We start from the raw sequence: 14,377 nt of genomic DNA, 5'->3' as shown, positions 1-14,377 counted from the left end.
AGGTGCCGCGCGAAGGGCACGGCCGCGAGGAACCCGGACTTCACGAACTCCGCCGTACCGGCGTCCATTTTCTCCATGGCAGGTAGGTTACTCCTCAGTAACCCTGCCCGATACCCCTGCGTTGAGGTGTCTGTGGTGAGCTACCATGTTTGGCGGAGAGAGCCACGGCTCTCGCCTGGAGGGTTCGCATAGCGGCCGAGTGCAGTGCTCTTGAAAAGCACCAAGTCCTTGACGGGGCTTCATGGGTTCAAATCCCATACCCTCCGCAGAATCAGGAAGTTTCCCCAGGTGGGAGCCTTCCAAGGAACACGGCGAAGGCCGGTGGTCCCGGTCCGGTGCACATTCAGTGCACATGGTCCACAGGCCACCGGCCTTCGGTGCGTCCGGGGTCGTCCCCGTTGAGAGGACTCTCCCCGCCGAGGAGGCTGAGGAGAGGGTCACGCGGCCAGCGCTGCGAGCCGGGCGACGTCCATCGCTTCTGCGACCTCGTCCAGGCGGTCCGGGAACAGGTGCCCATACCGGTCCAGGGTCATCGTGGCCGTGGCGTGGCCGAGCATCGACTGCACCACCTTCACGTCGGCCCCGGAGGCAATGGCGAGCGAGGCGGCTGTGTGCCGGAGCTTGTGCGGAGTGAGCCCCATGCCCGCCAGACCGGCCGTCTTCACCGCGTTGCCGAACTCCCGGTAGCGCCAGTTGCGAATGCGCAGCGGCGCACCCCGACGAGTCGTGAACACCAGTTCATCAGGGTCGCGCCCTTCCAAGAGCGGACGCAGTTCGGGCACCAGCGAGGGAGGCACGGGCACCGTGCGGGGCTTGCCCGACTTCGGGGTCTGTTCGATGAGTTCTCTCTCCACCTCAGCGAAGGCCACCACCACGCGCACCCGGCGCCGCTCCAGGTCCACACGCCCAACCCGCAGCGCGGCGGCCTCGTTGAAGCGCAGGCCCGTGTAGGCCAGCAGGAGGACCAGTGCACGGTTGACCGGAGCGCTTGAGGCGATCTGCCCGTACTTGGTGCGCAGCCCGCCAGCGGCGTTGGCCAGGGCCTCCACCTGGACGTGGTCGAGGTAGACGTGTTCGGACTCGGAGGGCTTGGGCAGCGGCACGCCCTTGGCCGGGTTGTAGGGGATGCGCCGGGGCACGCACCAGCCGAGCACCATCGACAACACGACGTGCGAGTGCCTGGTCTGGGAGGCCCCGAGGTTCGATCCGCCCTCGTCCCGCGGCTTCTGGAGCTGGGCCACCCATACGGCGATGTCCTCGCCGTGAATTGCCGAGAGCGGTTGGTCTCCCCAGCGCGGAAGCACGTGGTTGTCGAGCACGGCCCGGTACTGCCACCAGGTGGACCGCTTGATGTCGGTGCGGGTGGTCAGCCACTTCTCGGCCATCTGCCCGAGGGTGACTTTCGCGGCGTTGGGGTCGCGGTAGGAGCCTTCGCGCAGGCTGTTCTCGATCTCGGTCTGCCGCTTCTCGGCGTCCGGCTTCTTCTTGTAGGTGCCAGCGCTTTTGATCTTCCCGGAGGGGTCGTAGTAGCGGACCATCCACCGGGCGGGAGGGGTGCGCTTGGCGGCTTTGGCCTTGCGTACGGCTTCGGTGTACGCCTTGTCCTTGGTGCGGTCGTAGACCCAGGCACGGGCCATAGTCAGTCTCCTTGGGGGGTTACCGGGTTCGGACCCAGGCATGGACCTCAGCGGGCACGTAGCGCACGTACCTGCCGATCCGGTGGGAGGGAGGACCGTCGCCCTTGTAGCGCCACTCGTAGAGCGTCTTGGCGGGCACGCGGAGGTAGGCGGCCGTGTCCTTGACCGACCAGAGCACCTCCTCCGCACGGGGCCGGGGCACGGTTGGAGTGGTGCCAGCGGTTCTCATGCGGCCCTCGTCTCGGTGGTTGCCGAAAGATCGTTCTGCCGTGCGGCGTCGAGCTGGGAACGGCGTTTGAGTGCTTCACCCACCGCCCGCAGCAGGCGTTGTTCTCGGGGAGCCACGTCCGGGTCGGTGGGACGGGCCAGTTCCCAGGCGAAGTCACCGGAGTTGACCGAGGTCAGCACCGGGGAACGAGGGTTGCCGTCGTCGCCCTGGAACTCGTTAACGGGATCGACACCGAGCGCGTCCAGGACCCAGGTCAGGCGGTCCGCCTTGTGATCGGCCAGGGTCTTTCCGGACCACTTGCGTGAGACCAGGACACGGCGGCCCGCGTAGCCCAGGTGTTCGCGTCGGTGGGCTTTGGAGCGGCAGAACCCGGGACGTTGACCGGCTTTGGAGTCCTGGGGTTGGATGCCGTACCGGAGCCAGTTCGAGCACCGGGGCGAGCAAGGCTCGAATCGGAGGGTTTCGAGGAGCCTGTCCACGTGCTGTTCCTGCCGAGTCGTTTCGGCGGCATGGCAGTCGGCGATGTCCTTGGTCAGGTACTTAGCGAGGTAGCGCACGCACCGCGCGGCGTCCTCGGTGCCGGCCACGACCCCTTTGGCGTCCACCTGCTTTCCGAACCGCACCACGTGGAAGGGCTCCGGATCAGGTTCAGCGTCGATCTCGTCCAGCGCCTCATCCCAAGTCGGGAGCACTTCCCCCGTGGCGGGGTCGAGGTAGGTAGAGGCGTCCGCATCCCACACCGGCAGGTGATCGCCCTCGAAACGCACCGTGTCAGCGGCAGGCCACCACACCTGGTGGTAGGTCGCAGCGGCGATCTGACGCAGCTCAGCCCGGGGCAGAGTGCCGCGTGTGGCCATGTGCAGGTGCGGGGCCAACCGGCGTTGGGGTTCGACGGAGGCGAAGTACTGCACGTCGAATCCGGCGACCCGGCGTAGGTTCTGCACGAACCGGTCGATGAGCTTGGAGAAGTGCAGGGTGTCCCGAGCGGCCCGCCGGTAGTCGTACGTCGAGGGGTCCACCGGGGTGCCGTCTGAGCGCACCCGCCCGTACGAATCGAGCGTGAGTGTCAGGAACAGCGAGGGACGGAACACCTTCCCCGAGCCAGGGTCAGTGAACGCCCGGCCGACGGTCTTCCTCGTCATAGGTCGCTGGGGCAGGTCCGGAACATCCTGACGCCTCTTGGTCGAGCGCACCCGACGCGGACCCGACTCCGAGGAAGCCGAGCGGGTGACCGATCCCCGCAGCCCCGAGGCGGTGATCTCCTCGTCCAGGTCCGCGATCGCGGAGTCCAGCGCCGAGAGCTGTTCGGGTTCAGCGGCCCCAGTAGCAGCCAGTCGGTCGCGTTCGGCGGTGACCATGGCCCGCTGTTCCACCCAGCCCTGTTGCTGCTGTGTGGGCGGGTCGGGCTCCACGACGGGTTCGGTGGCCAGGTGCCAGCCCTCTTCGCACTGGGAGCGCCGAAGGGACCGCTTGCGTTTGGCGCAGGCCGGGCAGCGCGATTCCAGCGTGGATCCGCAGGGGACGTCGATCACCTGTGTTTGACCGGTCCCGATGTTGGTGCGTCGGAGGGACACGGGCCGGATGCACACCCCGTGGTCGGCGGCGACCTGTTCGGCCACTTCCCGAGTAAGGGGTTGCGCGAGTCGTTCGGCCCGGGTTGTCTTACCGGTAGGAGTCGGCATCAGCGCCACCCCCACAACCACAGAGCGGGAGCCCCCACCCGATGAACGACACCGGATCGGTGGACCGCTGGATCATCCTCAGGCACGGCGTGCCCAGCCTCGCTGTCTTCCTCCTGCTCCAGTACGGGGGCTGGATCTACGCTCTTGCAGCGCTGCTGATCTGGTACGGCCCGATGTTCGCTTGGGTCGCTTGGGAGAGACACCGCCGCGCTACCAACACGCATCAGCCCACCTCCTCAGCAGAAGGGGAATCGGCGCTGTAGCCGTTGGCCATGGCGGTGATGTCGTCATCGGAGACGAACGCGGCCCGTACCCGTACCGGGGAAGGCGAGGTTTCGAGGCGGACGTAGGCGACCCCGGGGAGGGTGGGGTCGATCAGGTGCGCCTCAGCACCCCGCTCCCTGGCACCTTCCCCGAGGACCATGTCCACCTGCGAGGCCTCATCCAGGCGCAAGGCGATCTTGTCCGGGAACAGGTTGCGCAAGTTCATCACTTCCTTGCGCGGGTCCTGGAGAGCGGCCAGCACCGAGAAGCCGACCGAGCGTCCTTGTGAGGTCAGGGTGGCGATGACGTTCTCCGACCTTTTCCGCACGTCCCGGTCGGGGTGGTAGGCGGTCAGGAACGCGACCTCGTCCAGGACCACGACCACGAACGGATCAGCCGTGGTGGGGGTGTGCGAGCGCTGCTTGCCCGCGTAGCGCTGCGCGCGTTCCTGCATCTGTGCCACCGCGTGTTCGAGGAGTTCCACTGCGGATTCACCGGTGTCCGCATAGCGGGTGAACAGGTCCCGTCCGTAGGCCAGTTCCATGCGTTTGGGGTCGATCCCCCACACCTGCGCCGTCCTGTCTGCGATGGCAGGGAGCATGGCGCGAATTGCGGACCAGAGCACGGAGCCCTTCCCCGCCCCGGTCACCCCGACCACAAGCACGTGGGTCCCGTGCAGACGCAGCTTCCACGCGGTGCCGTCCTCACGCTTGCCGACCGGCAATGCCTCCAGGTCCGGGCACTCAGGAACGGGCAGTGCGTCGAGGGGTTCAGCGAGGGTGTCGTGTCTCGGGAACTCCAAGGTGATGTCCCGAGGCCCGTTCACGGTCACGCGGCAGGAGGGTGCGGCGAACCCGTGCGCCAGCTCCACCACCCGGTTCTCAAAGTCCGCCGGGGAGGTCCCCGCCACGAGGGAGACACGCACGTAGTCAGCCCGGTCGTTGCAGCGCACGGAGCGGATGCGGGGCAGGTAGCGGCGTTCTTGGTAGGACTCGGCCAACCCGGAGATCACCAGGACCGGTTGCCAGTGGCGCCGGTACACGGCCAGGTGACGCCACCAGGCGAGCAGGCGCCAACTCACGCAGTACCGGTAGGAGCCCGGCCAGGTACGCCACCAGATGAGGGAGACCACGGCGAGCACCCCAGCGAGCGTGGCCAGCCCGACCCACCCGAGGTACCACCAGCAGGCCACCACGGTCGTGGCAGTGGTGACCATGACGGGGAAGCGCAGCGGCAACAGCATCAGTAGCCGTACGAGCCGCCAGAGCCAGGAGGCAAGGACGACGATCCCGGGGGTCTCCACGATCGGAGTCGTCCACCGCACCCCCTGCGCCGGGGTGGGCAGAGTCGGAGAGGACTGGGAAGCCCCGATCTTGGGTTGGCGCATCATCACCGACCACCACCGTTCAGTACCTCAGCAGCAGCGATCTCAGCCCACAACAGGTCGGAGTCAGCACGAGCACAGGCAGCGAAGCGAGCGGCATCGGGGTTGCCGTCCCGCTCAGCGATCGCGGCGAAGACGCGGGACTTGAAGTCGAAGAACTCCGCCCGCTCCGCCTTGGTGGTGCGCGGCTGGTCGTAGGCGTCCAAGAACACACTGACCAGCTCAGGGCCGGACAGGGCGGACAGGTCTTGGGGAATCTGGGACATACTGGGGGCACCTCTTCTGAGATTTCGCAGTCGCGGGAGGGGGTTAAAGGGGCGGCTAGGTGCGCCAACACCAGGCCGCCCCGCTTCATGTGTCAGGAGGCGGTCAGGCCGCTTCCTTGGCCGGGGCACGACGACCACCAGCGCCGGGAGCCTTCACACCCCGAGCCCGCAGCGAGTACACCACCCGGGGGCGGCGGCCGGAGTCGTCGACGTAGGGCATGACCGCCATCGCCTCGAACTCGATCGGGCGGAACGGCAGCCCAGGAACCTCGTCGGGCAGGGTGGGGCACACGTTCGCGGCGACCTTGACCTTCACCGACTTGGCCTTGCCACGCGCTTCGGGGTCGGCGTCGATCACGTCCACCGCCCACAGCGGGAGCCCAGTGTCCTTGTCCATCTGGGGTCGCTTGGTCTCGAAGTCGGTGATCGCTTCCACCCCGAGCGCGAACGCACCCGCAGGGAAGACCACGTCGAACGCCACCGGCAACGCACCCTGAATAGCCATCTGATCAGCCTCTCGCTTGACGTCCACTCAACCACTTGTTCGGTCAAGTAGATGTCAGAATAGCTCGCCTTGCTCGTCCGGACAAGTGGACAAGAAGGCGAGCAAGCTGAGGCGATTACACGGCCGGGTAGGAATCTTCCAGTTCGTGCAGGTCACCGGGCAGGACGATCTCAGCCACGGAGATAATGCGATCGGAGGCGTCCAGTATCCGCGCGGTGATGCCCAGCACAGGCGTCGCCTCGTCCAGCTCCAAGATCTCGCGCTCTTGACCGGTGGCCACTCGGGCGCACAGGCGTTCCACGACGCGGGCGGGGCGAAGCTGCTTGACCATCTGCACGTGGTCGCGCGCCCCGATGCTGATCGGTGCTTCAGAACCGAGGTCGGTTCCCTCTGCCACGTCCAGGGGGAACCAGAGAGTGACCAGCTCACTCGGCCCGCCCTCGGCGTCCAGGACCAGGCGGCGGCGCGTCACCGCCGGGGACTCAGCCGGAACGTCCAGGGTCCCAGCCAGAGAGGCAGGGACAGGAGCACGGCCAGCGGTGAGGATCCGGTTGTTCCTGGCGTCTTCGGAGGCGTCGAAGGCACTGGCTCCGGCATGGGAGCGCTCGGAGGTCTGCTGCGGGACGCCGCGCACGAACGAGCCGCGCCCGTGTTCGCGTTCGATCCAGCCTTGCATGCTCAGGATTTGCAGCGCCCGCACGACCGTGGAGCGCCCGGCCCCGAACTCGCGGACCATTCGGGACTCGGAGGGAAGCATCTCCCCTACGGGATAGGTCCCGTCTTCAATGCGCTCTTGGATCGCCCGCACGATCTGTACGTACTTGGGCGGAGCGAACTCCAGACTCGACATGATGTCCACCTGGTGACTCTAGTACTCGTGTGATCGAGTAGCTTACTCGCGTTGCATGACCCTGTCAGCAGGTGGGGGCACATGTGAACCCCGCACGCCGACCAGGAGAGGGCGGCAAGCGCAACCGGAGCAGGTGCGCACATCGCCAGAGGAGGAGAGCCCGCGTGCCCTGGCCTCCGTGGTCTCGGGCGAGACATCAGGGCACGCGGGGGTATCTAGAACGGTCGCCAGTTAGCGGCCCGTTCCACGACGTAGACGCTCAGGTTCTCCACCGTGGCACCGCACAGCGCACGGCGTTCGCCCTCAACCAGGGCAGCGGCCACCAGGCCCACGTCATGCCGGGCGGCGACCTCACCCGAGGTCAGCACAGGAGGAGTGACCGTACGGACGTGGTTGCACACCGCACCGTCCACCACGTGGGACAGGCCCACGACGTAGGACAGCCGCAGCCGGCGCCGGGCCACCTGGGGCGGCAGCTCGCACCGCAGGCGTTGCACCACCGGTTTCCCGTCAGGGCCGGTGCCCACGGTTTCGTAGGTGATGGACTGCCAGTCCTCACAGGCCACCCGCACCCGCACACCATAGGCACGAGACCAGGCGTAGAACGCGGCACGATCCGCCGGAGGTGAGGTGTGTTCGCCACTCATGAGCGCACCGCCCCGACCGCGATGGCCATGCGCACCAGGTCGCGCAACTCAGCCATGTCATCGACGGCCGGAGCCGGAGCCGAGATCTGTTCGAGCAGACGCAGGCCCCGCCTGTCCCGTTCGATCCGATGCGCAGTGCGCTTGCGCTCGAAGTGCGCATAGGGGCCGCGCAGGAGGTTGTAGGCACGGGGGTCGCCACTGTCCATCACGATCGGTTCCGGTGCGGGCCACAGTTCCACCCGCACAGGCGGGGGTAGGTGCACCGTTCGGGGTCCGTTCCGGTGATGCCTCCCCCGTGGTTTGGGTCGTATCAGAGTCACCAGAGCCCGAATCAGGGCGATAAGGTCGCTCACGTCAGCCTGCTTTCTCAGGTTGGCCGCGCCCCCGGACGCCTTGCCCGCGTCGCGGGGGTCACTTGTCGATAAGTCGCCTTGCAGCGTGGCGAAAGTTCAGCCACGGGCGGCTTGAGTGGTTCTCAGGAATCCGTTCCGGTCCCCCGACATGCGTTGCAGGGCTCGATGCGCATCTCCGACTGCTGAGTTCCTGCGGAGCGCACGACCACGAGTCGCCGTGAACGGACCGTCTTGTGCCCCCGCCCTCGACAGGACTTGCACCTCTTCGAGGCTGTGACTGCATCCACCAAGCACGCTCCCGTGAACCGGAGGCACCCGCACCGCTTGAGCAGAGAGGCACCGCGCATCCAAGATCCAACCCATATGCATGAGAAGAACCCATGCACTCATGTATATGAGTAGTGCCATAAGGGTGCCTCACTCATGTACATGAGTCAACCCTGTCCGGTGAAGTCCCCGATCAGCTTCACCAACCGCCTACGTCAGTCGGTGGCCGGAATCCTGTAGTCGAGCACGAACTGATCAGCGGCCATGATCGTGTCGCACACCTCCACCACGCGCCCCGCCTCCGTCACAGCGTTACGGGTCAGGTGGATCACCGGAGCGCCGGGGCTCAGCGCGAGGGCACTCGATTCCTGTTTGGTGGCCAACCGAGCCCGGACAGTCTCGGTGTACTCCGCGAACTCGTGCCCGTGTTCTTCCAGACGGGCATAGATGCCACCACCTCCGGGATTCTCCTCGAAGAGTTCGGGTATGTCCCGCGCCACGTCCCACGGCAGGTAAGACGTGGCTTCCTCGGTGGGTGTGCCATCGGAGAAGTAGAGCCGCCGACGGGCGAGCACCTTGTCTCCCTCATTCACGCCCAGGCGCTCAGCGATACCAGCAGGAGCGAGAACGGGACCGATGGAGATTACCTGGACGGTGGGTTTGACCCCAGCCTGTTCGGTCTCCGCGATGTAGGCGGCCTTCCCCGCGCGACGGTGCGAACGCCGGAAGCGGTCGGAGGACTTGCGGGTGACCGGAGGGCGCGACTTCACGAAGGAGCCCTTGCCCTGGTGGGTCTCCACGAGACCAATAGCCCGGAGCTGAGCAACTGCCTTGCGGACCGTGCCCGACGAGACGCCATAGCGCTCTATCAGTGCGGTCTCACTCGGAATCTCCTCAGCAGGAGCCAGAGCCCCGCCCTTGATCTGCTCTTCGATGTCGTCCGCGATCTGGAGATACCGGGGCTTCGCAGACCGCGCCCCTACAGTGCTCGCCATAGTCCTTCTACGCCTCCTATGCTCATGTACATGAGTAACAGCACTGGAGACAAGCCGTCAACGCCGCTGCACTCCGTGTCCGTCGCAGGAGCGGTCATCCGTGAAGACGGACGAATGTTGGTAATCAAGCGCAGGGACAACGGCAACTGGGAGCCACCAGGCGGAGTGCTGGAGTTGGACGAGACTCCCCAGGAGGGCGTTGTCCGCGAGGTCCTGGAGGAGACCGGCATCCACGTCGAGGTAGAGCAGCTCACAGGCGTCTATAAGAACATGACCCGGGGAATCGTCGCCCTCGTATTCCGCTGCAAGCCGACAGGAGGAACTGAAAGCGAAACTTATGAGTCTGCGGCAGTCAAATGGATGACCCACAAGCAGATATCAAAGCTAATGCACGAGGCTTTCGCCGTCCGCCTGCTGGACGCACTTGAAGGAAATCACCCCTACACCCGAAGTCACGATGGAATATACCTCAATCCGATAAACAGAAATGAATATCCACCTGCGTCAAACTAAAGATACTTATTCCCCATAAGCATGGCAACTACTTCCTGCTTGAATCCATCAGCCTTGCCACCAACTCTCGCGCAAACTGCTGCCTTTTAAGACGATCCGAGGTCGGCAATGAGCCTCCACCCATATCAACAATTATGCTGGCCAGGTCTTGAAATACGCCAACTTGACCCGGCTGCCTAAGGGCATCGATTACGATTTCACTATCTCGCTCCGATTGGCTTTTTTCAAGGCTCGCAGACCTACATCCCAGCACATGGTACTTATAGGCCATCAATAGGTGATAACGAACAGGCTTAAAAGCAGGATTCAAGCCCGTTCGAAATGCATTCTCCAGCCGATAGGCGCCATACGCACTGGCAAGGTAGGGTAGCAGCTTATGCGCTTCCAAGAAAATGGAAGTGTTCACTTCAAAATATAGGTGACTAGGGTACCTTGTCGCTAGATGTGGCATATCTAGAAACATCGCAGCTACGGCTTTCAGTTGATCATTAATATTAACAATTCTAGCCTTGGTGACTTCTTTTCCATAGAATTGACCAGACCTACGTTCATAGGTCAGACCCAAGTCCTTGGTATCCAGCCTATAAAACTCTTCAAGTCGCTTCTGGAACTTCGTTAGAGCCACAAGGTCATTCTCACGTACAGCGGTTTGTGAATTTGTTGCTCGAACGATACTGTTCGCAACCTCTTCATTGCCTGTAACGACGATTCTGATCGGAACATAGACTCTCTCCATGTCTTCCCCCAGGGAATCTTTTGCCAGATAAATGCAGTGACTAGTCTGGCAGCCATTGACAATTTGATAGTCCGAAATAACAACCGCGTCACCGGGTTTGGGGGAGTAAGAAGAAGCAACCACTGTAATTCCATTATTGAGAACGGGAAGGAGGTTCTTCTCAGCAGACTCAAGTGTTCCTATGATTTTTTTATTTACAGGATTCTCGATCCCATCAAACCCCCGGACGTTATCGTAAAAGACCCTCTCATCCAGTATGCCATTTTCATCTCCCTGGATGAGCTTCAACAATTCAGCCACAGAAACTACACCAAGAATGGCTTGGTCTACTCCATCCATCCTAGGCAGATTAACGTGCTTTTCTAGCTGCACCTCGACTTCATTAGCCTTGTTTTTTCTACTCCAGGCTTCATGAATATCATTGGCCCCCAGGACTTCCGCAGCCACCTCCCCAACGAAGCCGAGCGACTCCACGCTTGACTTTACTTCTTCGATACTTCCTACCACCACACTATCTTCCACTGAGATTTTTGGAGCAGCGGTGCAAAAATGAATATTGACAGAAGGAGACCCTTTCAGCTTTCCTGCATACTCTGAAAAAAGAAACGAGAATGCATCAACCAGCTGCCTCGTTTTCCGATACGAATGAAATCCTTCTCCTTTCAAAAAATCTCTCACTGATTTACCGAATCCAAGGATGCCAGTGGCGGATATCTTCTGCGAGTATTTAGCCTGTATGAAATAAAGTGCAACGCTGACCTGGGAAGCCTGGTCGCACACATCGACTACATCATCAGAATCCCAAACCATTCTCCCATTAATTTCCATCACAATAACATCTACTCCAGTGACCCCCGGATCCAAAAGAAGGTCTGTGAGCGGCGACTGTGAACTGATCTCACTTGGGATTATCAAAGATGAAGTAAACAATTCAAAGGCATCCGATTGCCTAATTTCTTCCAACTCCTCTGCTTTGCAGAAGTTCTTAAACAATCCCTGAACAAGAGGGTTCAACTTAATCCTCCTAATTAGCGTGACTGCCGATTAGAGCTGTATGAAATCAAGGCGACGGCGCGAGCGCCGTCGCGGCGACCAGCGGCCTCCGCTCGGGCTGCGGGCTGACGCCCGGTCCCGAGCGCACGGCCACACGGCCGCACGCCAAAGACACCTCTCGGACAGGTCCAAGACTGAGCGGGGAGCAGAACTGTCCGAGAACACCATGGTGACCCAGGCCACTGGGATCTGTCAGAGGATTAGGTCCCAACGCTCGTTGTCAGCATCCGTGAGCAGACCGTGGGCGAGCACAGGCAGTACCAGGGGGCTCACGCCCCCATGGACCCCCCGAGCCCACGCGGAACCTGGCGCGACACAGGTCGTGCGGATGCGCCAGCCAACCGCGCCAGAACCCGCGCGGGACCAAACTCATGGTTGCTGCCTCCTGGGGTACCGGCGCGGCTTTCTCTGCCCGATCACGCCCACCCTGAGCCCACCCCCGCGATGCACATTCAGTGCACATAGCTCCGGGAGGGCCCCGGAAGCGCTGGGAAGTCCCCCGGAACGTCAGCCCAGGTCACAAAGCCATTCGTCGCTTTGTCGACAGGTCGTCAGGGTCCCCCGGTGCAACGGGGCTTCGTGGGTTCAAATCCCACACCCTCCGCCGAACCTCCAAGGGCAGAGGCCCACTGGGGAAGCAGAGAAGGCCGGTGAGCCAGGTCCATCGCACATGGACCGGCTCATCGGCCTTCATCGTTCCCGAGATCGGTTGCCTGCGCCTTCCGCCAGACGTCGTCCATCACGCCCACGAGCTCATCCAACCGGCCCGGGAACAGACGATCGGCAGGCCGCTTCGCACAGGTCAGCGCCGCGTTGTGCGGCGGGTGCGGTATCCGGCTCGTTGCTGCCTGCGGACTCGGGGAGAGCTGGCGGCGCGGGCCTGCGGGTGCACCGTTGGGGATCGGCCGCGTGGAAGGCCTCGATGGCCCGTGCTCGTGGACCATCGACTTTCGTCGGTGACAGGCCGTTCCCCGGTGCCCGAGAGCCCTACTATCGCCACCCCCGGTTTCATCAGTCAGGTGGATCCGCCCGCGGTGCTCCCCTCACTAGATTGCCACTCGAACGCCAGCCGATAAGCGCTTCCGGCCGTCGAGTACGAGACCGGTGGCCGAACGATCGAGGAAAGCGCAGTGGGAAGAGCGAACATATTGACGGGAGCGGGAGCCGCCGTGGTCACGACCGGCCTCGCGCTCTCCCTGACCGGAGCGCTACCGTCGGATTCCTTCGCCGACGACCGACAAGAGCCCACCGAGGACCGGGCGTTGGCCGCCTTCCACGACCAGAACGTGGACTGGCAAGAGTGCGAGGACTTCTTCCTCACCGGTCTCGACTGCGCGACGGTGGAGGTGCCACTCGACTACGACGCCCCCGAGGGCGAACGGATCCACGTGGGGTTGAGCCGCCGGTCCGCCCAGGTCGACGAAGGGGAACGACAGGGCGTCCTGTTCACCAACCCGGGCGGACCCGGTGCGACCGGACGTTTGACCGCGGACGAGATCGGCTCCACCCCACTCGGAGAGGTCTACGACGTCATCGGCATGGACCCGCGAGGCCTGGGCGCCTCGACCTGGCTCGACTGTGAGATCGACCCTCCCCTCCTGGACACGCACCCCACCGACGAGGAGCTCGAACAGCACTTCGACGACCAGCGCGAGTACGCCAAGGCGTGCGACGAGGCCGATGGCGACCTGCGACCCCACTTCACCACCGCCAACACCGCCCGCGACATGGACGTCGTCCGCGCGGTGTTGGGGGAGGAACAGATCGACTACCTCGGCGCCTCCTACGGCACCTACCTGGGCGCGGTCTACGGAACCCTCTTCCCCGAGCGACTCGACCGGGCCGTGCTCGACTCGGCCGTCGACCCCGACGGGGTCTGGCGCGAGAACTTCCTGTCCCAGTCCCAGGCCGCGACCGACAACGTCGAGCGCTACACGGACTGGCTGGCCGAGCGTGACGACGAGTTCGGCTTCGGGACCACACGAGAAGAAGTCTCGCGCTCGTTCGAACAGACCTCCGAGCGACTCCGGGAGGAGCCCCGGGAAGCCGAGAGCGGGATGGTCTACGACGAGGACTACTTCCGCAGCCTGGTGAGCATCTCGGCCGACGACCAAGGGGCCTGGGACGAGTCGGCCTTGTTGTTCAAGGCCCTGGTCGAGGAGACCCCCCTTCCGGAGGCTCCCGAGACCCCGGGGGAACCCGACATGCCGATGCCGCCGGAGGACCCGGAGGAGGCCGAGGAACAGCTGGGACGGCTGGAGGGTCCCCCGCACCTGGTCTGGTCGCTCCTCTGCGAGGCCGAATGGCCCACGGATCCCGATCAGTACCGGGCCGACGTACGCGAGCTCCGGGACTCAAACGACTTCGGTCAGGCGGCGTCGCAGGCCGGACCACCGGTGTGCCTGTTCTCCGAGAACCAGCCGACCGAGCCCACCGTCGACCTGACCCGTGAGTGGGAGACCCCGGCGCTCGTCATCGCCGGCGAGTTCGACTCCAGGACCCCGTACCAGGGCGCGGCCAACATGGCCGATCGGCTCGACAGCCCGCTGGTGAGCGTCGTCGACAACGGTGGCCACGTCTACTACGGCTCCTCCCTCACAGACAACGAAGGGGACCAGATGTACCCGTGTGTCGCCGAGGCGGTGGAGGCCTACCTCATCGACGGTCAGGAGCTGCAGGACATCGACTGTCATGACCGTCCCCGACCGGGCGAGGACGCCCCCTAGTCGTTCGGCCAGGCGTTGAGGCAGGCATCGATCCCGGCCTCAGAACGCAAATCGTGAACCTTGGATGTCGATCGGCTGTGCCGGACACCGGGCCCGTCCCTCTTCCAGACGGGGAAGGAAGAGGGACGGGCCCAGCGTGTGTCCCAGTGGAGCCCCGCGCAGAGGGGCGCGGGGTCTCTAACCGCTGCCGGGTTCGGTTAAGCCCCATTCGCGCTTGAACCGCTCGCCTTGTTGTCGCCAGGCCCGTTCCTCTTCGGCGGTGAGGGGTGC

The 14,377-nt window shown here is 63.9% G+C and carries 13 protein-coding genes and 1 tRNA gene; 3 read left to right on the top strand and 11 right to left on the bottom strand.

The window, feature by feature from the left end; translation table 11 throughout:
* Positions 1-177: 177 nt before the first annotated feature.
* A tRNA-Ser gene (locus ACWGKS_RS29135) sits at positions 178-266 on the top strand.
* A gap of 171 nt (positions 267-437) precedes the next feature.
* Here the strand turns inward: ACWGKS_RS29135 and ACWGKS_RS29130 are convergent.
* The 10 genes from ACWGKS_RS29130 to ACWGKS_RS29085 form a co-directional block, all read right to left on the bottom strand.
* Positions 438-1,637, bottom strand: a complete 1,200-nt coding sequence (locus ACWGKS_RS29130) for a tyrosine-type recombinase/integrase (protein ID WP_452524882.1) — start codon at positions 1,635-1,637, stop codon at positions 438-440.
* A gap of 19 nt (positions 1,638-1,656) precedes the next feature.
* Positions 1,657-1,866 (bottom strand): helix-turn-helix transcriptional regulator, encoded by a 210-nt coding sequence (locus tag ACWGKS_RS29125; protein ID WP_452524880.1) that lies wholly within the window; start codon positions 1,864-1,866, stop codon positions 1,657-1,659.
* Positions 1,863-3,548 carry a replication initiator gene (locus tag ACWGKS_RS29120; protein WP_452524878.1) on the bottom strand — a complete coding sequence of 562 codons (1,686 nt, stop codon included), beginning with the start codon at positions 3,546-3,548 and terminating at the stop codon, positions 1,863-1,865. Before ACWGKS_RS29120 ends, ACWGKS_RS29125 begins: the two co-directional genes overlap by 4 nt.
* 223 nt (positions 3,549-3,771) lie before the next feature.
* On the bottom strand, positions 3,772-5,202 hold the full coding sequence (locus tag ACWGKS_RS29115; protein ID WP_452524876.1) for an FtsK/SpoIIIE domain-containing protein: 1,431 nt from the start codon (positions 5,200-5,202) through the stop codon (positions 3,772-3,774).
* Positions 5,202-5,462 carry a hypothetical protein gene (locus ACWGKS_RS29110; protein ID WP_452524874.1) on the bottom strand — a complete coding sequence of 87 codons (261 nt, stop codon included), beginning with the start codon at positions 5,460-5,462 and terminating at the stop codon, positions 5,202-5,204. Before ACWGKS_RS29110 ends, ACWGKS_RS29115 begins: the two co-directional genes overlap by 1 nt.
* 103 nt (positions 5,463-5,565) lie before the next feature.
* Positions 5,566-5,967, bottom strand: a complete 402-nt coding sequence (locus ACWGKS_RS29105; protein WP_452524872.1) for a plasmid replication, integration and excision activator — start codon at positions 5,965-5,967, stop codon at positions 5,566-5,568.
* Between the two features lie 115 nt (positions 5,968-6,082).
* Positions 6,083-6,826 (bottom strand): GntR family transcriptional regulator, encoded by a 744-nt coding sequence (locus ACWGKS_RS29100; RefSeq protein WP_452524870.1) that lies wholly within the window; start codon positions 6,824-6,826, stop codon positions 6,083-6,085.
* 206 nt (positions 6,827-7,032) lie between these two features.
* Complete coding sequence (locus tag ACWGKS_RS29095; protein WP_452524868.1) at positions 7,033-7,464, bottom strand: hypothetical protein; 432 nt, start codon at positions 7,462-7,464, stop codon at positions 7,033-7,035.
* Positions 7,461-7,670 carry a hypothetical protein gene (locus ACWGKS_RS29090; protein ID WP_452524866.1) on the bottom strand — a complete coding sequence of 70 codons (210 nt, stop codon included), beginning with the start codon at positions 7,668-7,670 and terminating at the stop codon, positions 7,461-7,463. Before ACWGKS_RS29090 ends, ACWGKS_RS29095 begins: the two co-directional genes overlap by 4 nt.
* Before the next feature lie 629 nt (positions 7,671-8,299).
* On the bottom strand, positions 8,300-9,079 hold the full coding sequence (locus ACWGKS_RS29085; RefSeq protein ID WP_191276058.1) for a GntR family transcriptional regulator: 780 nt from the start codon (positions 9,077-9,079) through the stop codon (positions 8,300-8,302).
* A gap of 24 nt (positions 9,080-9,103) precedes the next feature.
* Between ACWGKS_RS29085 and ACWGKS_RS29080 the strand changes: the two genes are divergently transcribed.
* Positions 9,104-9,592, top strand: coding sequence for an NUDIX hydrolase (locus ACWGKS_RS29080; protein ID WP_452524884.1), 489 nt, complete (start codon positions 9,104-9,106; stop codon positions 9,590-9,592).
* 28 nt (positions 9,593-9,620) lie between these two features.
* Here the strand turns inward: ACWGKS_RS29080 and ACWGKS_RS29075 are convergent, their stop codons facing one another.
* Positions 9,621-11,342 (bottom strand): AIPR family protein, encoded by a 1,722-nt coding sequence (locus tag ACWGKS_RS29075; protein WP_452524864.1) that lies wholly within the window; start codon positions 11,340-11,342, stop codon positions 9,621-9,623.
* Positions 11,343-12,550: 1,208 nt separating this feature from the next.
* Between ACWGKS_RS29075 and ACWGKS_RS29070 the strand changes: the two genes are divergently transcribed.
* On the top strand, positions 12,551-14,107 hold the full coding sequence (locus tag ACWGKS_RS29070; protein WP_452457095.1) for an alpha/beta fold hydrolase: 1,557 nt from the start codon (positions 12,551-12,553) through the stop codon (positions 14,105-14,107).
* Positions 14,108-14,377 lie beyond the last annotated feature (270 nt).

This window comes from Nocardiopsis sp. NPDC055879 (genome assembly GCF_053615935.1).
This window is presented reverse-complemented; position numbering and strand designations above follow the sequence as displayed.

Bases quoted from the DNA above. Each gene is read 5' to 3' on its own strand.
- ACWGKS_RS29130 (WP_452524882.1), bottom strand. From the start codon at position 1,637: ATGGCCCGTGCCTGGGTCTACGACCGCACCAAGGACAAGGCGTACACC.
- ACWGKS_RS29125 (WP_452524880.1), bottom strand. From the start codon at position 1,866: ATGAGAACCGCTGGCACCACTCCAACCGTGCCCCGGCCCCGTGCGGAG.
- ACWGKS_RS29120 (WP_452524878.1), bottom strand. From the start codon at position 3,548: ATGCCGACTCCTACCGGTAAGACAACCCGGGCCGAACGACTCGCGCAA.
- ACWGKS_RS29115 (WP_452524876.1), bottom strand. From the start codon at position 5,202: ATGATGCGCCAACCCAAGATCGGGGCTTCCCAGTCCTCTCCGACTCTG.
- ACWGKS_RS29110 (WP_452524874.1), bottom strand. From the start codon at position 5,462: ATGTCCCAGATTCCCCAAGACCTGTCCGCCCTGTCCGGCCCTGAGCTG.
- ACWGKS_RS29105 (WP_452524872.1), bottom strand. From the start codon at position 5,967: ATGGCTATTCAGGGTGCGTTGCCGGTGGCGTTCGACGTGGTCTTCCCT.
- ACWGKS_RS29095 (WP_452524868.1), bottom strand. From the start codon at position 7,464: ATGAGTGGCGAACACACCTCACCTCCGGCGGATCGTGCCGCGTTCTAC.
- ACWGKS_RS29090 (WP_452524866.1), bottom strand. From the start codon at position 7,670: ATGGACAGTGGCGACCCCCGTGCCTACAACCTCCTGCGCGGCCCCTAT.
- ACWGKS_RS29085 (WP_191276058.1), bottom strand. From the start codon at position 9,079: ATGGCGAGCACTGTAGGGGCGCGGTCTGCGAAGCCCCGGTATCTCCAG.
- ACWGKS_RS29080 (WP_452524884.1), top strand. From the start codon at position 9,104: ATGTACATGAGTAACAGCACTGGAGACAAGCCGTCAACGCCGCTGCAC.